The organism is Clavibacter davisi, assembly GCF_052751415.1.
On the sequence record NZ_CP199882.1, the window covers coordinates 1,660,433 to 1,683,514 of the forward strand.

The 23,082-nt window shown below is 74.1% G+C and carries 19 protein-coding genes; 10 read left to right on the forward strand and 9 right to left on the reverse strand.

The window, feature by feature from the left end; all coding sequences use genetic code 11:
- Positions 1 to 96: 96 nt before the first annotated feature.
- Positions 97 to 2,637, forward strand: coding sequence for a DEAD/DEAH box helicase (locus ACU4ZT_RS07915; RefSeq protein WP_414747982.1), 2,541 nt, complete (start codon positions 97 to 99; stop codon positions 2,635 to 2,637).
- On the forward strand, positions 2,634 to 3,563 hold the full coding sequence (locus tag ACU4ZT_RS07920; protein WP_445336983.1) for an SDR family NAD(P)-dependent oxidoreductase: 930 nt from the start codon (positions 2,634 to 2,636) through the stop codon (positions 3,561 to 3,563). Before ACU4ZT_RS07915 ends, ACU4ZT_RS07920 begins: the two co-directional genes overlap by 4 nt.
- Before the next feature lie 39 nt (positions 3,564 to 3,602).
- Here ACU4ZT_RS07920 and ACU4ZT_RS07925 read toward each other — a convergent pair whose 3' ends face one another.
- Positions 3,603 to 4,721, reverse strand: coding sequence for a histidinol-phosphate transaminase (locus ACU4ZT_RS07925; protein WP_063070314.1), 1,119 nt, complete (start codon positions 4,719 to 4,721; stop codon positions 3,603 to 3,605).
- A gap of 119 nt (positions 4,722 to 4,840) precedes the next feature.
- Between ACU4ZT_RS07925 and ACU4ZT_RS07930 the strand changes: the two genes are divergently transcribed.
- The 3 genes from ACU4ZT_RS07930 to ACU4ZT_RS07940 are packed head-to-tail and all read left to right on the forward strand — an operon-like array spanning position 4,841 to position 8,040.
- The gene (locus tag ACU4ZT_RS07930; protein WP_445336984.1) at positions 4,841 to 5,770 is read left to right on the forward strand and encodes an alpha/beta fold hydrolase; all 930 of its coding nucleotides are present in this window, start codon (positions 4,841 to 4,843) and stop codon (positions 5,768 to 5,770) included.
- A gap of 52 nt (positions 5,771 to 5,822) precedes the next feature.
- Entirely contained in the window at positions 5,823 to 6,557 is a 735-nt protein-coding gene (locus tag ACU4ZT_RS07935; protein WP_063070325.1) for an esterase/lipase family protein, read from the forward strand.
- Between the two features lie 31 nt (positions 6,558 to 6,588).
- Positions 6,589 to 8,040 carry an MFS transporter gene (locus ACU4ZT_RS07940; RefSeq protein ID WP_270981620.1) on the forward strand — a complete coding sequence of 484 codons (1,452 nt, stop codon included), beginning with the start codon at positions 6,589 to 6,591 and terminating at the stop codon, positions 8,038 to 8,040.
- Here the strand turns inward: ACU4ZT_RS07940 and ACU4ZT_RS07945 are convergent.
- Positions 8,037 to 9,014 (reverse strand): NAD(P)H-quinone oxidoreductase, encoded by a 978-nt coding sequence (locus ACU4ZT_RS07945; RefSeq protein ID WP_445336985.1) that lies wholly within the window; start codon positions 9,012 to 9,014, stop codon positions 8,037 to 8,039. The two genes, ACU4ZT_RS07940 and ACU4ZT_RS07945, sit on opposite strands and share 4 nt — an antisense overlap.
- A gap of 188 nt (positions 9,015 to 9,202) precedes the next feature.
- Here ACU4ZT_RS07945 and ACU4ZT_RS07950 point away from each other — a divergent pair, with 188 nt between their 5' ends.
- A complete protein-coding gene (locus ACU4ZT_RS07950; RefSeq protein ID WP_063070311.1) occupies positions 9,203 to 9,769 on the forward strand; it encodes a YceI family protein in 567 nt (188 codons plus the stop codon).
- Between the two features lie 133 nt (positions 9,770 to 9,902).
- Here the strand turns inward: ACU4ZT_RS07950 and ACU4ZT_RS07955 are convergent, their stop codons facing one another.
- From ACU4ZT_RS07955 to ACU4ZT_RS07965, 3 genes are read right to left on the reverse strand one after another with little or no spacing between them, the layout of a single operon-like run.
- Positions 9,903 to 10,856, reverse strand: a complete 954-nt coding sequence (locus tag ACU4ZT_RS07955; RefSeq protein WP_414747979.1) for an alpha/beta fold hydrolase — start codon at positions 10,854 to 10,856, stop codon at positions 9,903 to 9,905.
- A complete protein-coding gene (locus ACU4ZT_RS07960; protein ID WP_063070309.1) occupies positions 10,853 to 11,893 on the reverse strand; it encodes an FUSC family protein in 1,041 nt (346 codons plus the stop codon). The genes ACU4ZT_RS07955 and ACU4ZT_RS07960 overlap by 4 nt, the downstream gene beginning before the upstream one ends.
- A gap of 52 nt (positions 11,894 to 11,945) precedes the next feature.
- Complete coding sequence (locus tag ACU4ZT_RS07965) at positions 11,946 to 15,407, reverse strand: DNA polymerase III subunit alpha (protein ID WP_414747978.1); 3,462 nt, start codon at positions 15,405 to 15,407, stop codon at positions 11,946 to 11,948.
- 112 nt (positions 15,408 to 15,519) lie between these two features.
- Between ACU4ZT_RS07965 and ACU4ZT_RS07970 the strand changes: the two genes are divergently transcribed.
- The 3 genes from ACU4ZT_RS07970 (at position 15,520) to ACU4ZT_RS07980 (ending at position 18,689) form a co-directional block, all read left to right on the forward strand.
- Positions 15,520 to 16,887, forward strand: coding sequence for a glucose-6-phosphate dehydrogenase (locus ACU4ZT_RS07970; protein ID WP_063070307.1), 1,368 nt, complete (start codon positions 15,520 to 15,522; stop codon positions 16,885 to 16,887).
- Positions 16,785 to 17,264: a dienelactone hydrolase family protein gene (locus ACU4ZT_RS07975; RefSeq protein WP_445336986.1), complete on the forward strand. Its 480-nt coding sequence runs from the start codon at positions 16,785 to 16,787 to the stop codon at positions 17,262 to 17,264. The genes ACU4ZT_RS07970 and ACU4ZT_RS07975 overlap by 103 nt, the downstream gene beginning before the upstream one ends.
- Positions 17,265 to 17,372: 108 nt before the next feature.
- Positions 17,373 to 18,689 carry an LCP family protein gene (locus tag ACU4ZT_RS07980; protein ID WP_445336987.1) on the forward strand — a complete coding sequence of 439 codons (1,317 nt, stop codon included), beginning with the start codon at positions 17,373 to 17,375 and terminating at the stop codon, positions 18,687 to 18,689.
- Between the two features lie 46 nt (positions 18,690 to 18,735).
- On the opposite strand, the gene pnuC is transcribed toward ACU4ZT_RS07980, so the two are convergent.
- A complete protein-coding gene (gene pnuC, locus ACU4ZT_RS07985) occupies positions 18,736 to 19,434 on the reverse strand; it encodes a nicotinamide riboside transporter PnuC (protein ID WP_445336988.1) in 699 nt (232 codons plus the stop codon).
- A gap of 116 nt (positions 19,435 to 19,550) precedes the next feature.
- Positions 19,551 to 19,877, reverse strand: a complete 327-nt coding sequence (locus tag ACU4ZT_RS07990; protein WP_237583510.1) for a DUF6504 family protein — start codon at positions 19,875 to 19,877, stop codon at positions 19,551 to 19,553.
- Positions 19,878 to 20,129: 252 nt separating this feature from the next.
- Between ACU4ZT_RS07990 and ACU4ZT_RS07995 the strand changes: the two genes are divergently transcribed.
- Entirely contained in the window at positions 20,130 to 20,996 is an 867-nt protein-coding gene (locus ACU4ZT_RS07995; protein ID WP_063070304.1) for an aldo/keto reductase, read from the forward strand.
- Positions 20,997 to 21,060: 64 nt separating this feature from the next.
- On the opposite strand, the gene ACU4ZT_RS08000 is transcribed toward ACU4ZT_RS07995, so the two are convergent.
- Positions 21,061 to 22,158 carry an App1 family protein phosphatidate phosphatase gene (locus ACU4ZT_RS08000; protein ID WP_063070303.1) on the reverse strand — a complete coding sequence of 366 codons (1,098 nt, stop codon included), beginning with the start codon at positions 22,156 to 22,158 and terminating at the stop codon, positions 21,061 to 21,063.
- Between the two features lie 39 nt (positions 22,159 to 22,197).
- Positions 22,198 to 22,929: an SOS response-associated peptidase gene (locus tag ACU4ZT_RS08005; protein ID WP_063070302.1), complete on the reverse strand. Its 732-nt coding sequence runs from the start codon at positions 22,927 to 22,929 to the stop codon at positions 22,198 to 22,200.
- Positions 22,930 to 23,082: the final 153 nt, after the last annotated feature.

The following is a 23,082-nucleotide window of genomic DNA, read 5'->3' on the forward strand; positions in this document are numbered from 1 at the left end:
GGCGACCGTATGCGGCGCAGCCGGGGAGCCGCCGCCGCCTGTGGACAACTCCCGTCGCCCGGCCGGCACCCGCGCGTGGGGGAGGATGGACGCATCATGCCCGACACCGCCCCCGCCCCCACGCTCACCGAGGAGGCGGCCCGCCTGGCCGTGGACGGGGCGACCGACGACGCGATCTACGACGCCTTCGCCGAGTGGGCGCTCGCGCGGGGCATCGAGCTGTACCCGGCGCAGGACGAGGCGGCCCTGGAGATCGCGTCGGGCGCGAACCTCATCCTCTCGACCCCGACCGGCACGGGGAAGTCGCTCGTCGCGGTCGCGGCGCACTTCGCGGCGCTGGCCCGGGGACGCCGCTCGTACTACACGGCGCCCATCAAGGCGCTCGTCTCCGAGAAGTTCTTCGCGCTCGTCGAGCTGTTCGGCGCCGCGCAGGTCGGGATGGTCACGGGCGACTCCTCGGTGAACCCGGACGCGCCCATCATCTGCTGCACCGCCGAGATCCTCGCCAACCGGTCGCTCCGCGGCGGCGCGGACACGCCCGTCGACCAGGTGGTCATGGACGAGTTCCACTTCTACGCGGATCCGCAGCGCGGCTGGGCCTGGCAGGTGCCGCTCCTGCTCCTGCCGCACGCGCAGTTCGTGCTCATGTCGGCGACGCTCGGCGACGTCACCGACCTCGCGGACGACCTCACGCGGCGCACCGGGCGGCCGACCGCGCGCATCACGGGCATCGAGCGGCCGGTGCCGCTGTTCTTCCACTACGCCGTGACGCCCGTGCAGGAGACGGTGGAGGAGTTGCTCGACACGAAGCAGGCGCCCGTCTACATCGTGCACTTCGCGCAGGCCGCGGCCCTCGAGCGGGCGCAGGCGCTCTCCAGCATCAAGATCGTGACGCGCGAGCAGCGGGACGCCATCGCGGATCTGATCGGCGGCTTCCGGTTCAGCACGGCGTTCGGGAAGACGCTGTCGCGGCTCGTGCGCGCGGGCATCGGCGTGCACCACGCGGGCATGCTGCCGAAGTACCGGCGGCTGGTGGAGCAGCTCGCGCAGCAGGGCCTCCTCCGGGTCATCTGCGGCACCGACACGCTCGGCGTCGGCATCAACGTGCCCATCCGCACGGTGCTGTTCACGGGCCTCACCAAGTACGACGGCACCCGGATGCGCCAGCTCAACGCGCGCGAGTTCCACCAGATCGCCGGGCGCGCGGGCCGCGCCGGCTACGACACCGCGGGCACCGTGGTCGCGCAGGCGCCCGAGCACGAGACCGAGAACATCAAGATGCTCGAGCGCGCCGGCGACGACGTGAAGAAGCGCCGGAAGCTCGTGCGCAAGAAGGCGCCCGAGGGCTTCGTCTCGTGGGGCGAGCCGAGCTTCCGCAAGCTCATCGACGCGGAGCCGGAGCGGCTGACCTCGAGCATGCAGGTGAGCCACGCGATGATGCTCAACGTCATCGCGCGCGGCGGCGACGTCTTCCAGAACATGCGCGCGCTCGTCGAGGACAACCACGAGCCGCGGATCCGCCAGCTGGCGCTCGCCCGCCGCGCCCTCGCGATCTACCGGACGCTGCGCACCGCGGGGATCGTGGAGCAGGAGGCGGACCCCGACGGCGGGCCCGCGCGGATCACGCTCACGGTCGACCTGCAGGCCGACTTCGCCCTCAACCAGCCGCTGTCGCCCTTCGCGGTCGCCGTGTTCGAGCTGCTCGACCGGGAGTCGCCGACGTACGCGCTCGACATGGTGAGCGTGGTCGAGGCGACGCTCGACGACCCGCGGCCGATCCTGTCGCAGCAGCAGTTCACGGCCCGCGGCGAGGCCGTGCAGGCGATGAAGGCCGACGGCATCGAGTACGACGAGCGCATGGAGCTGCTCGAGTCCGTCACCCACCCGAAGCCGCTCGAGGAGCTGCTCGACCAGGCGTTCTCCACCTACGCGGCGAGCCAGCCGTGGATCGGCGACTTCGCGCTCAGCCCGAAGTCGGTCGTCCGCGACATGTACGAGCGGGCCATGAGCTTCAGCGAGCTCATCTCCTTCTACAAGCTCATGCGCTCCGAGGGCCTCGTGCTGCGCTACCTGTCCGATGCGTTCCGGGCGCTGCGGCAGACCATCCCCGACGAGGCGAAGACCGAGGAGCTGCTCGACGTGATCGAGTGGCTCGGCGAGCTCGTGCGCCAGGTCGACTCGAGCCTGCTCGACGAGTGGGAGGAGCTGTCGCATCCGACCGCGGCACCCGGCGACGCGCCCGTGCTGCCGCCCGCGCCGAAGCTGCTCACCTCGAACACGCGCGCGTTCCGGATCCTCGTGCGCAACGAGATGTTCCGGCGCGTGCAGCTCGCGGCCCGCGAGGACCTCACCGCGCTCGGCGAGCTCGACGCCGCCGCGGGCTTCGACGCGGACGCGTGGGGCGAGGCGCTCGACGGCTACTTCGGCGAGTACGACCGGATCCTCACCGACGGCGATGCGCGCAGCCAGGCGCTCGTGACCATCGAGGAGCGGGCGACGGAATGGATCGTCCGGCAGGCGCTGCACGATCCCGAGGGCGACCACGACTGGGGGATCGAGGCGACGGTCGACCTCGACGCGTCGAACGAGGCCGGGGAGGCCGTCGTGCGCGTGACCCGGGTGGGCACCCTCTCGTGAGCGCGGCGCCGGTCCTGCCCGACCTCGCCGGGCGGACGGTGCTCGTCACGGGCGCGAACGGCGGCATCGGCTTCTGGACCTCGGCGCAGCTGGCCGGCGCGGGCGCCCGGGTGCTGCTCGCCTGCCGCTCCGCCGAGCGCGGGGATGCCGCCGCACGCGCGCTCCAGGCACGCGTGCCACGGGCCGACGTCGAGTTGGTGGCCCTGGATCTGGCGAGCCTCGCGAGCGTGGACGCCGCCGTCGGCGCCGTGCGGGAGGAGATCGACGCGATCGTCGCGAACGCCGGCCTGACGCCCGCCGGCGGCCGCGCGCGCCACCGCCGCACGACGGTCGACGGGTTCGAGGAGCTCATGGGCACCAACGCGCTCGGCCACTTCGCGCTCGTGGCCGGGCTCGCGCCCCGGCTGCGCGCGCGCGGCCGGGTCGTGATGCTCGGATCCCTCGCCCACCGCTTCTCGCCCCTCGACCTCGGCGACCTCGCGGGGGAGCGGCGCATGCCCGCGCTCGTGCGCTACGGCCGGTCGAAGACGGCCTGCATGATGCTCGGGGACGCACTCGACCGGCGCTGGCGGGCCGCGGGATCCGACCGCATCGCGCTGTCGGCGCACCCCGGCTACGCGGTGGACGGGCTCACGCCGCCGCAGGACCCGGCCGTCCGGCCGAGGGGCGCGGACGCTGCGCGTCGACGCCTCGCCCGCGCGGGACGCGTCGTCGTGCAGGGCAAGGACGCGGGCGCGTGGCCTGTCGTGCACGCGGCCACAGCGAGCGGCGTGACGGGCGGCGCCTTCTGGGGACCCGCCGGGACGCTCGAGCTGAAGGGACCGCCGGCGCCCGCGTTCGTCGCCGAGCACGCGCGCTCGACGGCCGTCGCCGAGCAGCTGTGGGCCGCCGCCGAGGACGCCACGGGGATCCGCTTCCGGCCCTGAGGAAGGGCGACGGTGGCGACGGCGGGCGGGGCGGCGGAATCAGTCGCGCGGCGTCCCGAGCACGTCGTCGAGCGCGTCGCGGAACGCGGCCGTCTCGGCGGGCGTGCCGACGGAGACGCGCAGCCAGCCCTCGGGGCCGGTCTCGCGGATCAGCACGCCCCGGTCGAGCAGGCCCTGCCACACCGCGTGCCGGTCGGGGAACCGGCCGAAGAGCACGAAGTTGGCGTCGGACGGCGCCACCTCGAAGCCGCGGCCGCGCAGCCAGTCGACGAGCCCGTCGCGCTCCTCCCGGAGCGACGCGACCTGCGCGAGCAGCACGCCGCTGTGCCGGAGGGCGGCGGTCGCGCTCACCTGGGTGATGCGGGACAGGTGGTACGGCAGGCGCACGATCCGCAGCGCGTCCACGACCGCGGGGGAGGCGGCGAGGTACCCGAGCCGGCCGCCCGCGAACGCGAACGCCTTGCTCATGGTGCGCGACACGATGAGGCGCGGGTGCTCCGGCAGCAGCGAGACGGCCGTGGGCACGCCCTCCCGGCGGAACTCGGCGTAGGCCTCGTCGATCACGACGACGCCGGGAGCCACCGACAGCACGTGCTCGATCTCCGGGATGGTCAGCGCCGTGCCCGTCGGGTTGTTCGGCGACGTGAGGAACACGACGCTCGGCTCGTGCTGCTCGATGAGCGCCGTCACGTTCTCGAGGTCGAGCGTGAAGTCCTCCTGGCGGCGGCCGGAGACCCAGCGGGTGAGGGTGTTGCGCGCGTACTCCGGGTACATCGCGTAGTGCGGCGCGAAGGAGAGGGCCACGCGGTCGGTGCCGCCGAAGGCCTGCAGCACCTGCTGGAGCACCTCGTTGGATCCGTTCGCCGCCCAGACGTTCTCCGGCCCGAGCGGCAGGCCGCTGTCGGCCGTGAGGTAGTCGGCGAGCTCGGTGCGGAGCTCCAGGAACTCGCGGTCGGGATAGCGGTTGAGCCCCCGCGCGGCCTCGAGCACCGCCTCGCTCACGGCGACCGCCACCTCCTCGGGCAGCGGGTGCGGGTTCTCGTTGACGTTGAGGAGCACCGGCACGTCGAGCTGCGGGGCGCCGTAGGGCTCCTCGCCTCGGAGGTCGTCGCGGAGGGGCAGGTCGGCGAGGGTGGTCCTCGACCAGTCGGGGCTCATGTGTCTCCTCTTCGGGTGGGGGTTCCCATCCTCCCATCGCTCCCGGCGGGGGCCCGTCGCCGGCAGCCGGTCCGCGCACGCGCGCCGGACGCGCGGGGGCCGGCGGCTAGGGTCGTCGGATGCGCTCCCCCCTCGCCCGGCTCACCCGCGTCCGGCGCCCGGGGGACGTGCACCGCACCGAGTCCTCGCCGCCGCGCTGGCTGCTCCTCTCCCGCCGCTACGGGTCGCGCGCGATCCCGGTGGACCACGACCTCGAGCGCCGCACGGTGCTCGGCTTCCGCGTCGCGATCAAGGTGTTCCGCTCGCCGCGCGGGAACGCCGGGCGCACGCTCTCCGCGGCGCCCTCGGGGATCGGGTCCGCGGGGCCCGCCGCCGGCCGGCCGTCGTTCGTGCTCGTGCACGGGATCGGCGTCTCCTCCCGGTACTTCCACCCCGTCGCGGCGCTGCTGGCCGAGCACGGCGACGTGCACGCGATCGACCTGCCGGGCTACGGCGAGTCGCCGCGGGTGCACCGGGACGTGACGCTCGACGACCACGCGGCCGTCGTCGCCGAGGTCATCCGGACGCACGGCCTCGTCGACCCGGTCGTGGTCGGCCACTCGATGGGCTCGCAGATCGTCGCGCGCCTCGCGGCCCGGCACCCGGAGGTCGCCGACCGGATCGTGCTCATCGCGCCGACGCTCGATCCGCGGAAGCGCGGCGTCGTGCGGGCCGGCCTGGCCCTCGCGCACGACACGCTGCGCGAGCCGCTGCTCTCGAACGCGGTCGTGATCGGCGACTACCTGTTCCGCTGCGGCGTGCCGTACTACCTGCGGCAGCTCCCGCACCTCATCCAGGACCGGGTGGAGGACCGCGCCGGGCGGATCCGCGCCCGCACGCTCGTGATCGTGGGCGACCGCGACGCCGTGGTCGACCGCTCGTTCGCGCGCGACCTCGCCGACGCGATCCCACGCGGACGCCTCCATGTGGCGCACGGGCCGCACGTCGTGATGTTCACGGATCCGGTCGGCGTCGCCCGGGCGATCGTGGAGCATGCCCGACTGGGCTGATCCGGCCGGCGACGTCGGCCCCGCCGCCGCGTCCCCCGGCCAGGATGGAGGGGTGACCGCCGACGGACGAGACGCCCTCCCGCCGCTGTCCCCGCTCGCGAAGGCCGTCGACTGGGCGCTCGACTACGCGTACGTCCTCCGCTGGCAGGCCGCCGCCGCGCTCTCCCGGGACGACGCGCACGCCTTCGAGGACGGGCGCGACGACCGCCCCACGATCCTCGTGCTCCCCGGCGTCTACGAGCGGTGGCAGTTCATGCTCCCGATCATCCGGCGGCTGCACGCGCGCGGCCACGGCGTGCACGTGGTGGGCGCGCTCGGCGCGAACGTCGGCCGGGTCGCCGAGATGGCGCGGCGGGCGCGCGCCCGTCTCGAGGCCGCCGACCTCCGGGACGTCATCGTCGTCGCGCACAGCAAGGGCGGCCTGATCGGGAAGCACCTCATGGCCTTCGACGACCCCGACCGGCGGATCCGGGCGATGGTCGCGATCAACGCGCCCTTCGGCGGCTCGTCGTACGCGCGCTTCATCCCGATCCGCAGCATCCGCGACTTCTCGCCGCGCAACGGCGCGCTCGTCGCCCTCGGCCGGTCGCGGGAGGCCAACGCGCGGATCACGAGCATCCACGCGCGGTTCGACCCGCACATCCCGGGCGGGAGCTCGCTCGAGGGCGCCGTGAACGAGCGCGTCGCCGCCGCCGGGCACTTCCGGATCATGGGCGACGAGGACGTGCTCCGCCGCGTGGAGGCCGCGATCGACCGCGCCGGGCCGCCGACGGGCCCCGCGGCCTGATCCGGCGCGCCGCCCGGCGCATACTGGGCTCATGCCCCACCCCGCCGCCCCCGCCCGATCGAGCGGCGGGACCGGCGGCACCGCGGAGGGCCGCGGCCGCACCGTCCTCGTCGTCGCGATCCTCGCCTCCTTCGTCGCGTTCCTCGACGGCACGGTCGTCAACGTCGCGCTGCCCGCCATCGGCGCCGACCTCGGCGGCGGCCTCGTCGTGCAGCAGTGGGTGGTGGACGCGTACCTCATCACCCTCGGCGCGCTGATCCTCCTGGCCGGGTCCCTCTCCGACGCCTTCGGCCGGGTGCGCGTGCTGCGCTGGGGGCTCGTCGGCTTCGGGGTGACGTCGCTCGTGTGCGCCGTCGCCCCGTCCGCGGGGGTCCTCATCGCCGCGCGCGCCGCCCAGGGCGCGGCCGGGGCGCTCCTCGTGCCGAGCTCGCTGGCCCTCATCTCGCAGACGTTCCGGGGAGCCGCGCAGTCGCGCGCCATCGGCTCGTGGACGGCGTGGACCGGCACCGCGATGCTCGTCGGGCCCGTGCTCGGCGGCGTCCTCGTCGACGCGCTCGACTGGCGGCTCGTGTTCGGCATCAACGTGCTCCCCATCGCCGTCACGCTCGCGCTGCTCGCGCGGCTCCCGCACGATGCGCCCGCGGCCGAGGGCACGCGCGTCGACGTCCCGGGCGCAGTGCTCGGCGCGCTCGGGATCGGCGGCCCGGTGTTCGCGCTCATCGAGCAGTCGCGGCTCGGGCTCGGCCACCCGCTCGTGGTCGCCAGCCTCGTCGTGGGCATCGCGTGCCTCGTGCTGTTCGTGCTCCGCGAGCGCCGCACGCCGCATCCGATGCTGCCGCTGTCCCTCTTCCGTGAGCGCGACTTCCTGGTCGGCAACATCGCGACGGTCGGGATCTACGGCGCCCTGTCGCTCGGCGGCTTCGTGATCGCCGTGTTCCTGCAGCAGGCGGGCGGGCTGTCGGCGACGGCAGCGGGCTTCGCGCTCGTGCCGACGACCGTGATCATGCTGCTGCTGTCGACGCGCTTCGGCGCGCTGGCCGGGCGGATCGGGCCGCGCCTCCTGATGGGGATCGGCCCCGTCGTCGCGGGCGGCGGCTACCTGCTGATGCTGCGGGTCGCGGAGCCGGTCGACTACTGGTCGCAGCTGCTGCCGGGCATCGTCGTGTTCGGCCTCGGCCTCTCGATGACCGTGGCGCCGCTGACGTCGACCGTGCTCGAGGCCGTGCCGTCCGCGCAGGCGGGCATCGCGTCGGCGGTGAACAACGCCGTGTCCCGCGTGGCGGGCCTCGTCGCGATCGCCGCCATCGGGCTCGTCGCCGGGGCCGACCTCGACGTCCCGGCGTTCCACCGCGTCGTGCTCGTCACGGCCGCCCTGCTGATCGCGGGCGGGCTGGTGTCCCTCGTCGGGATCCGGTCGCGCCGGGCGGCGGGGCCGGACGCGGCGCCCGCCGACGCCGTCGGAACGGACGCGCCCGGGGCCTAGACGGTCAGCAGCACCTTGCCCACGTGCTGCGACGACGCCACGTGCGCGTGCGCCGCGGCGGCTTCCGCGAGCGGGAAGACGCGGTCGACCACCGGGCGGACCGAGCCGTCGACCACGGCGGGCCACACGTCCGCGCGGATCGCGGCGACGATGCGGGCCTTGTCGTCGGCGTCGCGCGCCCGGAGCGTCGTGCCCCAGATCCGCCCGCGCCGGGCCATGAGCTGCCCGATGGCGATGCTCGTGGGCGCGCCGCTCTGCGCGCCGATGACCATGATCCGGCCGTCGCGGGCGAGCGCGCGGATGTCGCGGTCGATGTAGTCGCCGGCGATGGCGTCGAGGATCACGTCGGCGCCGCGGCCGCCCGTCGCCTCGCGGAGCGCCTCCACGAAGTCTTGCTGCCGGTAGTCGATGAGGATCTCGGCGCCGAGCGCCCGGCACGCGTCGAGCTTGGCGGGGCTGCCGGCCGTGACGGCCACGCGCGCACCGAGGCGCGTCGCGAGCTGGATCGCCATGGTGCCGATGCCGCTGGACCCGCCGTGCACGAGGAGCGTCTCCCCGGGCTGGAGCCGGGCGTCGAGCACGATGTTCGACCACACGGTGGCGACCACCTCGGGCAACCCCGCGGCCGCGACGAGGTCGAGCCCCGCGGGGACCGGGAGGACGTGCCGCTCGTCGACCGCGACGAGCTCCGCGTAGCCGCCGCCCGCGAGCAGCGCGCAGACGCGGTCGCCGACGCTCCAGCGCGTCGCGCCCTCGCCGACCGCCTGGACCGTGCCCGACACCTCGAGCCCGAGGTGCGTCGGCGCGCCGGCGGGCGGCGGGTAGGCGCCCTCGCGCTGGCTGAGATCGGCGCGGTTGACGCCCGCCGCCGCCACCCGGATGAGCACCTCGCCGGGTCCGGCGACCGGATCCGGGAGCTCGGAGAGGGAGAGGACGTCGGGGCCGCCGGGGGAGGGGAAGGTGATCGCGCGCATCCCGCCACGGTACGCCCGCGCCCGGCACGGGACCGCCACGGCGAGGCGCCCGGTGGGCCCGGCGCGGACCCGCCGCGGGAAGTGCATGAACTCGCAAATGGAATCGGGAATGGATGCGAGATCCATGCGCTTGCATACCTTCGAGGCCGTCGGCCCGCACCCCATGACCCCGCACGAGAGGCACGCACATGAGCGACACCACCACCGTCCCCGGATACATCGCCGGCACCTGGACCATCGACAAGACGCACAGCTCGGTCGGGTTCAGCATCCGCCACATCATGATCAGCAAGGTCAAGGGCACGTTCAAGGACTTCGACGCCGAGATCGTCACCGGCGCCACGCCCGAGCAGAGCTCCGTGAAGGCCCACGCGACCATCGTCTCGATCGACACCAACGAGCCGAACCGCGACCAGCACCTCCGCACGAACGACTTCTTCGACGCCGAGAACCACCCCACCATCGACTTCGTCTCGACCGCGGTGCGCGTCGAGGCCGACGGCGACGCGAAGATCGACGGCGAGTTCACGATGCGCGGCGTCACCAAGCCCGTCACGTTCGACGTCGAGTTCGGCGGCTTCGGCAAGGACGCCTACGGCAACACCAAGTTCGGCGCGACGGCCACCGCGGTCGTGAACCGCGAGGACTTCGGCCTCACCTACAACGCGGCCCTCGAGACCGGCGGCGTGCTGCTGGGCGACAAGGTCACCATCACGCTCGACATCCAGGCGGTCCTCGCGACCCCCGCGGCCTAGCGATCCCGGCCGGGCACCGTCCCGGCCCGCTCCGCTACGGCGGATCCGGCGCCCCCTGTCCCGCGCGGACAGGGGGCGCCGTCGTGTCGCGGGGCGGCATCCCGGCGGATCCGGACAGCGCAGGCCCGCGGGGTCAGGCGGGACCGGCGGCGCGCGCCGCCGCGAGCCCAAGGGCCCGCAGCGTCTCCGCCGGGCGCTCGACGTGCGCGAAGTGGCCGGCGTCCGGGATGACCGCCGAGCGGAGGTCGGGGACCACGCGCGCCAGCAGGTCGAGGTCGTCCCGGGAGACGAACACGTCGTCGTCCCCGCGCACCGCGACCACCGGGCACGCGATGCGCGCCCACAGCCCGTCGGCGTCGTAGCCGCGCGTCACCTCCGCGGCGAGGGAGAAGGCGCGTGGGCGCGCCTCGGTGGCGATGGCGTCGACGATCGAGCGGCGCACGCGCCAGCCGTGCGCGAAGAGCGGGAGGGCGATGGCGCGCATCAGCCGGATGCGGCCGACCCCGCGGATGAGCGCCGTGCCCGGGCGGCCGAGGCGGCGCATGGTGCGCATGATCCCGAGCATCATCGTGAAGCCCGGGATGACGTGGAAGGCCCGGACGGGATGCGCCACGCTCCGGATGACCGAGTACGTGGTGGGGGAGACGAGCGCGACCGACACGGCGCGGGCCGGGTCGCGCGCCGCGAGGTGCAGCGCGATGAAGCCGCCCATCGAGTGGCCGACCAGCCGCCAGCGCGCGTAGCCGAGCCCGTCGACCACCCGGGTCACGGCGTCGGCGATGGCGTCGACGGTCGCGTCGGCGTCGGCGGCGTCGAGCGCGGAGCCGCCCCAGCCGGGCAGGTCGATCGCGACCACGTCCGCGAACGGGACGCCGGCGTCCCGCGCGGTGCGCAGGAGCGGCGTCCACGTGGTCCACGACCCGGCGGCGCCGTGCAGCAGGACGGTCGCGGTGTCGGATCCGCGGCGCGCCACGTGGTGGTGCCGCACGACCCCGAGCGGCGTGGGCGTCGTGCCGCGGACGAGGCCGGCCGCGCGCGGATCCGGGTCGAGCTCGAGCGGGCTGTAGCCGGGCAGCGGCCGCGTCACTCCGCGCCGCCGATGATCTCGGAGCGGATGCGGCGGATGTCCTCCAGCAGCGAGCCGATGAGTATCCAGTGCTCCTCGTTCGGCTGCAGCACCACGAGCGGCGCCGTGAGCGCCGGCTCCTCGTGCGCGGCGTCCGCGGCTCCGCCTCCCGGCAGCGCGTGCTCGGCGAGCAGCCGCACGTCGTGGGCGGCGCGCGTCAGCTCGGTCGCGATGCCGCGCACCACGGGCTCCTCCGCGAGCGACGCGTCGTAGCGGTCGTGCACCGCGCGCGTCATGCCGACCACGCGGTTGACGAGCACGGTGAGGGTCGCGAGCAGCTCCCGGTCGGCCTCCAGCAGCGCGCGGTGCCGACGGCGGAGCGGGTTCAGCGTGAGGCTCTCGAGGCCGCGGTCGACCTCGGCGACCGCCTTCGTGTGCCGCGGCCGGAGCTCGCGGGCGCGCACGAGCATGCGGTCCAGCTCCTCGCGGTCGACGGGCTCGGCCAGCGCGCCGGCCAGCCGGTCGAGCGCGGCGGCGCAGTCGCCCGCGAGGCCGATGACCGCGCGGCGGCTCGCCTCGTGCAGCACGGGCGGGGCGATCGCGATGTTGACGACCACGCCGATCGCCGCGCCGAGGATCGTCTCCACGATGCGGTCGACCGCGTACACGGGCGAGAGCTGCCCGATGGCGAGCACGAGCATCGCGCTGATGGGGATCTGCGTGCTCGACCCCGGCGTCAGGCGGAACACCCAGCCCACCAGCACGGCGACGACGACCGCGAGGAGCACCACCCCGCTCGACGTGCCGAGGGCCAGGCCGAGGACGAGCGCGAGCAGCACCCCGGTGATCACGCCCAGGCTGCGCTCGACCGCCTTGCCGAAGGTCTGGTTGATGCTCGGCTGCACCACGAGCAGCGCGGCGATGGTCGCGAAGATGGGCAGCTGCGCCGGGAGCAGGGCGATGCACACGAACCAGGCGATGATCGCGGCCACGCTCGTCTTGACCACCTGGACGAACGGGATCCGCGTGGTGGTGCGGACGGTCGTGGTGATGCGCACGTGCGGCCTCCGGCGGATCTCGGGTACCCCATCATCCCGCGGGCCGACCCGCTCAGGCGACCTGGGCCGCGTCGTCCATCCCGTCGGCGCCGCCCGCGCCGCCCTGCCGCCGCGCGTCCTGCCAGCGCGCCCACATCTCCTTCAGGTCCCACGCGTCCTCCGCCTGGATGGAGACGCCCCGCTCGCCCGTGCGCCGGGTGCGCCCGCGGATGACGAGCAGCCGCGTGCCGAAGAGCATGGGCCCCGCCTTCTGCTGCGCCTCGTCGAAGAAGGTGGAGTCGGAGCAGCCCGAGCCGTCGTCGAGGCTGATGAAGACCACGCGCTTGCCGCTGCGCATGGGCGGCGTCTGCGTGGCGATGCGGATCCCCGCCACCACCACCTCCGAGCCGCTGCGCACCTCCAGCAGCTGGCTCGCCGGGATGACGCCGAGCTCGTCGAGCATCGGGCGGTAGCTCTCGAGCACGTGCTCGGTGACCTCCATCTGCAGGATGTCGAGCTCGGCGGCGACCCGCGCCCGGCCGTCGGGGTCGGGCGAGCCGCGCGGGATGAGGTCGCGGTCGTCGACGAAGAGCGGCAGCTGGCCGGCCGGATCCGCGGGCCGGGCCGTCCGCGCCGTGAGCCGCCGCACGTACGCCATGACGTCGCCGCGCGACGCCGGACCCCGGGCGCCGGCGGCGGTGCCGCCGGCGTCGTCGGCGGTGCCGCCGGCGTCGTCGGCGGACGCGGCGAGCGGGTCGAGCGCGCCCACCGCGGCGAGCCGCTCGAGCAGCGCGCGCGACGGCTGGGCCTTCGCGTAGAAGTCGGAGATGGAGTCGAAGGGCTGCCCGGCGACGATGCGCGCCGTCTCCGCCTCGCTCATGCCGTGCACGTCCTGCAGCGACAGCCGGATGCCCAGCTCGCCGATGCGCGTGCGCCCCGTGGTCGCCTCGCCCTCCACGCGCTCCACCCGGTAGGCGTCCGTGGACCGGTTCACGTCGAGCGGCAGCACGGGCACGCCCATCCGCCGTGCCTCGGTGAGCAGCAGGCGCTTCGGGTACATGCCGGGGTCGTGCGTGAGGATCCCCGCGAGGAACTCCGCCGGGTAGTGCGTCTTCAGCCACGCGCTCTGCCAGGTGGGCAGCGCGAACGCCGCGCCGTGCGCCTTGCAGAACCCGAACGAGCCGAAGCCCTTCAGCGCCTTCCAGATGCGCTCGACGTCGGCGTCGGAGAACGGGCGGCGGCCCGTGCGGCCGTCGACGTGCGTGGTCGTGCGCTCCCGGAACGCCTGCTCGACGACGGTGTCCTGCCGCTCCATGTTGCGGCGCAGCTCGTCGGCCTCCGCGAGGGAGACCTGCATGCAGTCGGCGAAGATCCGGATGACCTGCTCGTGGTAGATGACGACGCCGAAGGTGGGCGCGAGGAACGGCGCGAACCGCGGATGCAGGTAGTCGGGCCGTGTGATGCCGTGCTTCGTGTCGAGGAACGGCGCCACCATGTTGCCCTTCATGGGCCCCGGCCGGAACAGCGAGATGTCGGCGATGAGGTCCTCGTAGACGTCGGGCTGCATCTTGCCGATGAGCTCGCGCTGGCCGGGCGACTCGATCTGGAACATGCCGAGCGTGTGCGTGGTGCGGATGGCGGCGAACGTCTCCTCGTCGTCGTGCGGGATCTCGTCGAGCTCGATGCGGCCGTCGCGGTGCACGTAGCGCGCGTCCACCGGGATGCCGCCCGCGACCGCCGACCGCGTGCCGTGGATGCGGTGGATCTCGTCCAGCGCGTACGCCATGGTGCTCTGCATCCGCACGCCGAGGATGTCGAGCTTCAGGAGCCCCATGTCGTCGATGTCGTCCTTGTCGAACTGGCTCATGGGCAGGCCCATGCCGCTCGGCTGCACCGGGGTGGTGCTCAGCAGGTCGGAGTCGCCGAGGATCACGCCGCACGGGTGCATCGAGATGTGCCGGGGGAGCCGGTCGAGCCGCTCGGTGAGGTCGACCAGCAGGTCGATGCTCGGGTCGTCCCGCACGAGGTCGGCGATGGGCTTCAGCTCGGGCTTCGTCTCGAGCACCGCCCGGAACTCGCGCGCGTTGAAGCGCCAGATGTTCTTCGCGATGAAGTCGATCTGCTGCTCGTCGAGGTCGAGCGCGAGCCCCGCGTCGCGCGCGGCGCCCCGGGCCCGGTAGGTGTTCTGCATCGACAGCAGCGTGACCCGGTTGCTGCCGTACCGCTCGAACACCCGGTGGTACACCTCGTGCCGCCGCGCGGACTCCACGTCGATGTCGATGTCGGGCAGCGTCGAGCGCACCTTGCCGAGGAAGCGCTCGAAGAGCAGGTCGTGCTCGAGCGGGTCGACGTTGGAGATGCGCAGGAGGTAGTTGACCAGGCTGCCCGCGCCGGATCCGCGCGCCTGGTTGCGCACGCCCATGTCCCGCATGAGCGAGCACACGTCGGCGACCGTGAGGAAGTAGGTGGCGAAGCCGAAGCCCGTGATGGTCTGCAGCTCGGTGCGCATGCGGGCGAGCACGCGCTGCCGCATGGCCTCGTCGACGTGGCCGAACCGCTCGGTGACGCCGGCCTCGGCCTTCCGCCAGAGCGCCTCGTCCGGGTCGCCCGTGACCCCGATGACCTCCTTCTCCGGCAGCTTCGGCTTCCGCCAGGCGAGGTCGGCGTCCGGATCCAGGCGGCAGCGGTCGGCGAGCTCCTCGGTGGCGCGCAGCAGGGCCTCGCCGGCGCGGCGGTCGAGGGAGGAGGCGCCGGCGATCTCACGCGCGATCCCCTGCATCTCCTCCGGGGTCTTCAGCCACGCCTGCCCGTTGGGCTGCGGCCGGAACGAGCCGAGCGGCCGGAGCGTGCCCGCGGAGTCGAGCACGTCGCCCGTGAGCGCGTCGTCGGGCTCGAGGTAGCGGACCGCGTTGGTGAGGACGGCCGGGACGCGGTGCGCGTCCGCGAGCTCCAGCATCCGGGCGGCGTGGCGGAGGCTCGCGGCCTCGCCGGGCTCGGTGTAGTGGCAGACCACCTCGACGGCGATCGCGCCCGGCAGGAGCCGCGCCCACTCCGTGAGGTGTCGGGAGGCGAGCGCGTGGTCGCCCGCCGCGACCGCGCGGCCCACGTCCGAGTCGGGCCCGAGCAGGACGGTGCCGACCGGCCCGTCCTCGCCGAGGAGGAACCCGGGCGGCCGGGTGCGGGAGATGCCCGCCTGGGCGCTGCGGGCCGTGCTGCGCGCCGTGCCCCGCCCGTGGCTCGCGCTGATGAGCCGGCTGAGCGCCGCCCATCCCTGGCCGTGCGTGCCGCCGTGCGCGAGCACCGTGATCCGGCCCGGGTGCTCGCCCGTGAGACCGAGCTCCGCGCCGACGACGGGGGAGACGCCCGCGGCGATCGCGCGGCGGATGTGGCGGACGGCGCCGTAGAGCCCGTCGCGGTCGGTGATGGCCGCGGCCGACGCGCCCCGGGACGCGACCTGGTCGACCAGCGCCTCGGGCGCCGTGGTGCCGAAGTGGGCGGAGAAGGCGGACGCGACGTGCAGGTGGGTGAAGCTCACGCGCGCCTCCCGACGGATCTGCCGCGCCCTCCCGGGCACGAGGTTCGAACGGATGTTCGACTCGCCCAGTGTAGGTCGGCTCCCGCGCGGCCGCGACCCGTAGTCTCGGAGGATGACCAGCGAACCCTCCACCCTCGTCATCCTCGGCGCCAGCGGCGACCTCACGGAACGCCTCCTCCTGCCGGGTCTCGGCAGCCTCGTGGCGAGCGACAGGGGGCGTCGGATCCAGCTCATCGGCACCGGCCGGAGCGAGCGCGGGGCGGACGAGTGGCGGAAGACCGTGAAGGCGGCGTTCGACTCGGTGGACGCGAAGGGGCGTCGCGCGGCGGGCATCGTCTCGTCCACGAAGTACATCCAGGCCGACCCCACGGACCTCGACGACCTGAAGCGCATCCTCGACGCATGCGAGGGCGCGCCGGCCCTCTACTTCGCGCTGCCGCCGGCCATCTCCATCGCCGTGTGCGAGAAGCTCGAGCAGCTCGACCTGCCGGAGGGCACCACGCTGGCGCTCGAGAAGCCCTTCGGGTCGAACAGCCGCACGGCCGCCCAGCTCAACCGCCAGCTGCTGAAGCTCGTGCCGGAGGACCGCATCCACCGCACCGACCACTTCCTCGGCCTCTCCACGGTGCTCAACCTCGTGTCGCTGCGCTTCGCCAACCGCTTCTTCGAGTCGGTGTGGAGCGCGAAGGACATCGAGAAGGTCGAGATCCTCTACGACGAGACGCTCGCGCTCGAGGGCCGGGCGGCCTACTACGACAAGTCGGGCGCGCTGGTCGACATGATCCAGAGCCACCTGCTGCAGGTGCTCGCGGTCTTCGCCATGGAGCCGCCGGCGAGCATCGACCCGGACGACCTGCGCTCGAACATCGCCTCCGTGCTCCGCGCCACCGAGGTGTGGGGCAACGACCCCGTCGCGCACAGCCGCCGTGCCCGCTACACGGGCGCCACCATCGACGGCACCCGCATCCCCGCCTACGCCAAGGAGGAGGGGGTGGATCCGGCCAACGAGACGGAGACGCTCGCCGAGGTCACCTTCGGCGTCGCCAACGCGCGCTGGGCCGGCGTCCCCTTCCGCCTCCGCTCGGGCAAGGCCCTCAAGGAGGCGTCGAAGCGCATCATCGTCACCTTCAAGCCCGTGGCGCACCTGCCGCGCGGGCTCCACGGCCCGGCCCGGCCCGACCGCCTCATCATCGACCTGAAGCCCGACGGCATCTCGCTCGAGGTCACGATGGACGGCACGGGCGAGCCCTTCACCCTCACGCAGTCCACGTTCCGGGCCGAGTTCGCGCAGCCCGAGCTCACGCCCTACGGCGAGGTGCTCGACGGGATCCTCGCGGGGGACCCGCGGCTGTCCGTCCGCGGCGACGTGGCCGAGCGGTGCTGGCGCATCGTCGCGCCCGTCATGCGCGCCTGGAAGGGCGACCGCGTGCCCATGGCCGAGTACCGCGCGGGCTCCACAGGCCCGACCGCCTGGCGCTGACCGGCGCCGGCCGGGCCTGCACGGCGTGCTGGCGGTCCCCGACGGCGAGGGCCCCTGGCCCGCGGTCGTGGTGGTTCACGGGCCCTTCTGCGTGCCCGATCGTCGCGAGCTACGGCGGACGCGACCGGCAGCTGGCGGGATCCGCCGACCGGCTCGCCGCCGCCCTCGTCGCGCACGGGATCGACCACGACGTGCGCGAGCACCCGGACGCCGGGCACGCGTTCCTCGACGACGCGGAGCCGGGCCCGCGGATCCTCCGCCCCGTGCTGCGCGCGCTCGGCATGGGCACGGAGCCCGCCTCGGCCGCGCACGCCTGGCGCCGGATCGACGCGTTCCTCGACGCGCACCTGCGCGGCGGGGAGCGCGCGGGCGCATAGCGCATCCGGCCCGCGTGCCGATGGGACTCTCCACCGGGCTCGGCTAGCCTGTGGATGATCCGGGTGCCCGAGCCCGGCGCTCCCCACCCGGCGACGAGAGATCCATCCATGCAGCACGCCCCCCAGAGCACCCGCGCCGATCGGGCCCGCGTCCGCGGCATCGCCCGCCACGGTCGGCTCCGCGCCCCGAGCGCCGGTCGCACGGTGATGAAGGGCGTGGCGGTGACGGCGGTGGTCGCCCTCGTGAGCACGGTCTCGGTCGTGGGCATCGCCGCCTGGGACCTCTCCCGCACCGTCTCCGCGAACCAGGTCGACATCTCCGGCGGCCAGGCCCTCCCGCCGTCCCTCGGCGGCATCGACGGCGGCGCGAACATCCTCATCGTCGGCAGCGACAGCCGCGCCGGCCAGGGCGACGGCTACGGCGCCGCGAAGGACGTGGGCACGGCCTCGCTCAACGACGTGACGATGCTCCTGCACATCAGCGAGGACAGCAGCCGCGCGACGGTCATCTCCTTCCCCCGCGACATGCTCGTCCCCATCCCCGCCTGCGAGGGACCGGACGGCACGAAGTACCCGGCCAGCGCGCGCGCCCAGCTCAACGAGTCGCTGACGCGCGGCGGCTTCGAGTGCACCGTGCGCATGGTCGAGGGCCTCACGGGACTCGACATCCCGTACGGCGGGGTCGTGCAGTTCAACGGCGTGGTGGAGATGTCCAACGCGGTCGGCGGCGTCGAGGTCTGCGTGGCCAACGGGATCTACGACAAGAAGACCGACCTCGCGCTCGATCCGGGCCCGCACACCCTCCAGGGCAAGGACGCGGTGCAGTTCCTCCGCACGCGCTACGGCGTGGGCGACGGCAGCGACATCTCGCGCATCGGCAACCAGCAGGTCTTCCTCAGCGCGCTCGTCCGCACGATCAAGAGCGCGGACACGCTCACGAACCCGGCGAAGCTCTACGGCATCGCGCGCGCCGTGGTCGACAACATGCAGCTCTCGACGTCGCTCGCCGACCTGGACACCCTCGTGTCTGTGGCGCTGACCTTCAAGGACATCCCGCTCGACGACGTCGTGTTCCTCCAGTACCCGGGCGCGGTCCTCGCCAACGGCCGCGTGCAGCCGGACGAGGCGGCGGCCGCGCAGCTCGTGAGCCTGCTCGCCTCCGACGCGGACTTCTCGCTCGGCCAGCCGGCTCCGAGCGACGATGCCGGCAGCGTGCCGGGCAGCAGCGTGCCGGGCGCGGGGACCCCGACGCCGGCCGCCGAGGCCGCGCCGCCTGCCGAGGGCGCGCCGCCCGCCGAGGGCGCGTCGCCCGCCGAGGGCGCGTCGCCGACGACGCCGCCCACCCCGACCTCGGAGGTGCTCGACCCGAGCATCACCGGGCAGACGGCGGCGCAGAGCACCTGCTCCAACGGCCAGGGCCGCTGACCGCGGGCTCGCCGACCGGGGGATCGCCGACCGGGCCGACCTCGACCTAGCGCTCGGCGGGCGCCTCGACGACGCGCGGATCCGGGAACGCCGTCTCGACCGCGGGCGCCGCGGTGCCGCGGGCGCGCATCCACACGAAGAAGCCCGTGAGGGTGAAGGCGCCGTAGAAGACGTACATGAACGCGGACGCGTAGTACCCGGCGCCCACGAGCAGCGGCACGCCGACGAGGTCGACCGCCACCCAGATGAGCCAGAACTCGACCCAGCCCTTCGCCATGCCGTAGGTGGCGAGGAGCGAGCCGACGAAGATCCAGGCGTCGGCCCACACGGGCTCGTAGGAGCCGAGCGCGCGGAACAGCGGCGTGAGGAGCGCGGTGCCGCCGACGAGCGCGACCACGAGCAGCGCGCGCTGGCGGCCGGACGCCCAGCGCGGCACGACGGGCGCGCCGCCGTGGCGGGCCTGCTGCCAGCGGTGCCAGCCGTAGACGGACACGGCGATGAACATGACCTGGCGCCCGGCCTGGCCGAGGAGGTTCACGGGGTTCGGCGTGCCGAAGACGGCGCCGAGGAAGACGGTGAAGAGCAGCACGTTGCCGACGATGCCGACGGGCCACGCCCACACCCTCCGGCGCATGCCGCCGAGCGCGCTGGCCAGGCCGAACAGGTTGCCGACGATCTCGCGCCAGAGCACGACCTGGTCGCCGATGCGGAGCTGCGCGTCGAACAGCCACTCGAGTGCCGCCATGCCGGGTCCCTCCGTGCGCCGCGATCCGGGTGACCGCGTGCCGGCGCCGTGCGCGGCGCCGAGGGGTCCAAGGCCGGGACGCCGTCGGCTATTCCCCGCGTCACCCACAGCCGCGCTCAGGCGAACAGGCGCGTGTCGAGCTCCTCGTCCGACGCCGTGACGAGCGACCACCTGCCGCGCCCGTCGACGCTCAGGTCGAAGGACCCGTCGACCCGGCGCGCTCCCGTGGTGAGCGGCACGGCCTCGACGCGCCACATCCGGAGCTCGAGCAGGTGCCCGCTCGCGCCGCGGGGCGCGCGGCCCGTGCGCTGCCACCAGTCGACCCGCGCGATCCACCGCTCGGGCGAGCTGACGACGCCGTACACGACGCCCCGCCAGGTGAACCGCAGCGGCGAGCCGTCTCCCGAGAGCTCGACCTCCACGTCCTCGTCGATCCGCATCATGCCGCTCCTCCCGTCGTCGCGCCGGCCGCGCCTCGTGCGTTCGAACGGGTGTTCGAACGTCTGGTCCGAGTGTAGGAACGCGCGCCGACATCCACGAGGGGAGCGGGCGGATCCGCCTCACCCTCCACCGGAGCCTGAGGGTCTCGTGCTCGTCACGTGCATCGGGCATGGATCCGGCGACCCGTGCGTTGGCACCAGGGTCCCGAGGGCGGCAGACGCCTCCCTCGTCATCGACACCCGAGGAGGGTCCACATGACCGACACCACCACCGCAGCCGGCGCATCCGGCACGTTCACCATCGGCGGCGACCTGCCCGTCGTCCGTCTCGGCTACGGCACCATGCAGCTGACCGGCGAAGGCGTCTGGGGCGCCCCCGCGGACCCGGCCGAGGCCGTCCGCGTCATCCGCCGCGCCGCCGAGCTCGGCGTCACGTTCTTCGACACCGCCGACTCCTACGGCCCGTTCGTCGCCGAGGAGCTCCTCAAGGAGGCGCTCCACCCGTACGCCGATGACGTCGTCGTCGCGACCAAGGGCGGGCTCACGCGCCCCGGCCCCGGCGACTGGCGCCCTGTCGGCCGCCCCGAGTACCTGCGCCAGCAGGCCGAGCTGAGCCTCCGCCACCTCGGCCTCGAACGCATCGACCTGTACCAGCTGCACCGCATCGACCCGGCCGTGCCGCTGGAGGACCAGATCGGCGTGCTCAAGGAGCTGCAGTCCGAGGGCAAGATCCGCCACATCGGCCTGTCCGAGGTCTCCGTCGACGATGTGAAGGCGGCGCGGGAGATCGCCGAGATCGTCTCCGTGCAGAACCTCTTCAACCTCGCCAAGCGCGACGCCGAGCCGCTGCTCGAGTACGCCGAGGCCGAGGGCCTCGCGTTCATCCCGTGGTTCCCGCTGGCGACCGGCGAGCTCGCGAAGGACGGCGGCCCGCTCGACGCCCTCGCGAAGCAGCACGACGCGAGCCCGTCGCAGCTCGCGCTCGCCTGGCTCCTGCGCCGCTCGCCCGTGATGCTGCCGATCCCCGGCACCAAGTCGGTCGGGCACGTCGAGGACAACATCGCCGCGGCGGCCATCGAGCTCACCGACGACGAGTTCCAGGCGCTCACCGACGCCGTCTGATCCACCCGCACGCGCGAGGGCCCCGCAGGAGATCTCCTGCGGGGCCCTCGTCGTGGTGCGGGGACTAGGTGCCGATGCGGGTGCCGGAGTCGTCGGCGAGGCCGAGGTCGTCGAGCTGGGCGAGGAGGCTCGCGCCGTCCGGGGCGTAGACCCACGGGACGCTGCTGTCGAGCGCCCGCTCCTCGGCCTTGGCGCGGCCGCCCGCCAGCACGGCCTCGCCGGCGCTGAGCTGGCGGATGAGCACGACCTTCACGTTGTCGGGGTTCCGCTCCGCGAACTCGCCGTAGAGCAGCTCGTCGTGCTGGCCGTCGTCGCCCGCGAGGATCCACTTCACGCGCGGGAACTCCTCGGCGAGCCGCTGGAGGTTCAGCCGCTTGTGCTCCATGCCGCTGCGGAACCAGCGGTCGACCGTGGGACCCCAGTCGGTGAGGAGGATCGGGCCCGGCGGGTACAGGTTCCGCGACAGGAAGCGGGTGAGCGTCGGCGCCACGTTCCAGGCGCCGGTCGAGAGGTACAGCACGGGCGAGCCCGCATGCCGCACGCGCAGGCGCTCGTAGAGCACGGCCATTCCGGGCGTGGGGGTCCGCGCGTGCTCGTCGAGCACGAACGTGTTCCACGCGGCGAGGAAGGGCCGGGGGAGCGCGGTGACCATGACGGTGTCGTCGACGTCGCTGAGGATCCCGGTGCGCACGTCGTCGCCCACGATGAACACCGGGGCCTCGACGGTCTCCGACCCCTCGGAGCGGATGCGGATGGTGTGCCACCCGCTCGGCAGCGCCGCCTCGACGACCGTGTCGACGACGCCGCCTCGGTCGGCCCGCACGTGGTGCTCGGTGCCGTCGATCTCGACGACCACGTCGACGTCGGTGAGCGGCACGCTGGTGAAGCTCCGCCAGCCGCGGACGACCTTGTCGCCGGCCAGCGCGCGCTTGCTCTTCGGGTCGGTGAGGAGGACGCGGCAGAGCACGCGCACCCACCGGACGGATCCGTAGCCCGCGTACGGGATGACGGTCGGCTGGAGGCCCCGCTTGCGGGCGCGGCCCTCGCGGATCTCGTGGATGCGGTCCTCCATGCGCGCCGCCCGGTGCAGGACGGGTGCGGCGGCGGGGGACTCGAGGAGCGTGCGGGTCGCGTGCTTCTTCTTCTTCGAGGAGGGGGCCACGCGCTCAGTCAAGCAGACCCGGGCGGAGCGGGACGCCCATCACACCGGGCGGGCGAGCGCCGCGGTGTCCGGCGCGCCCTGGTCGACGCCGGGGCCGACCTCGTCCATCGCGAGCTCCTCGATGACGTCCTCGGCCTGCGCGGCCACCGCGCGTAGCAGGTCGGGCGAGCCCTCCGCCGTGGGGTCGAGCCACTCCTCGACGACGTCCGGCGACAGCACGACGGGCATCCGCTCGGCCAGCGCCTCGACCGTGCCGGCCGCGGGCCGGGTGAGGACGGCGCAGCTCAGCACCCAGCGGGCCGGGTCGTCGGTGGCGCGCGACGGATCCCGCCACCACTCGTACAGCGCCGCGAGCAGCACGACGCCGTCACCCGCGCCGACGAGGTAGGGCGTGCGGAGCCCGTCGTCGGTCTCGTGGTGCTCGTAGTAGCCGGAGACGGGGACGGCCGCGCGCCGGGAGACGAGCGCCGGCAGGAGCTCGGGCCGGGAGGCGAGGGACTCGGCGGGGACCTCGGCGAGCGGCGGGACCTGGTCCGGCCCCGGGGATCCGGCCGGGACGAGGCCCCAGCGCGCGGACTCGAGCCGGCGGACGGGCACCTGGTCCTCCGTGTCGCCCTCGGCGCGGCGGGGGAGCGTGTCCACCAGGACGGCGACGCGCTGGCCCGGCTGGATGCGCCAGGAGGGTGCGGGCACGGCGTCGCCCGCGTGGTCGACGTCGAGCAGGGCGACCAGGTCGTCGGCGGACAGGGCCCGGGCGAGGATGCGCGTCATGCCCTCCATCCTGGCCGACGCCCCGGATGCCCGGGTCCCCGGCCCGCGTCCGGTGGGCTGTCCGGCGAGCGTCCATTTGTTACGAAGTGGCGTCAGGGGAGCCGCCGGTGCGGCCGAACCGCGGCGGGCGTGGTTCGCTGGTGTGCCTGGCAA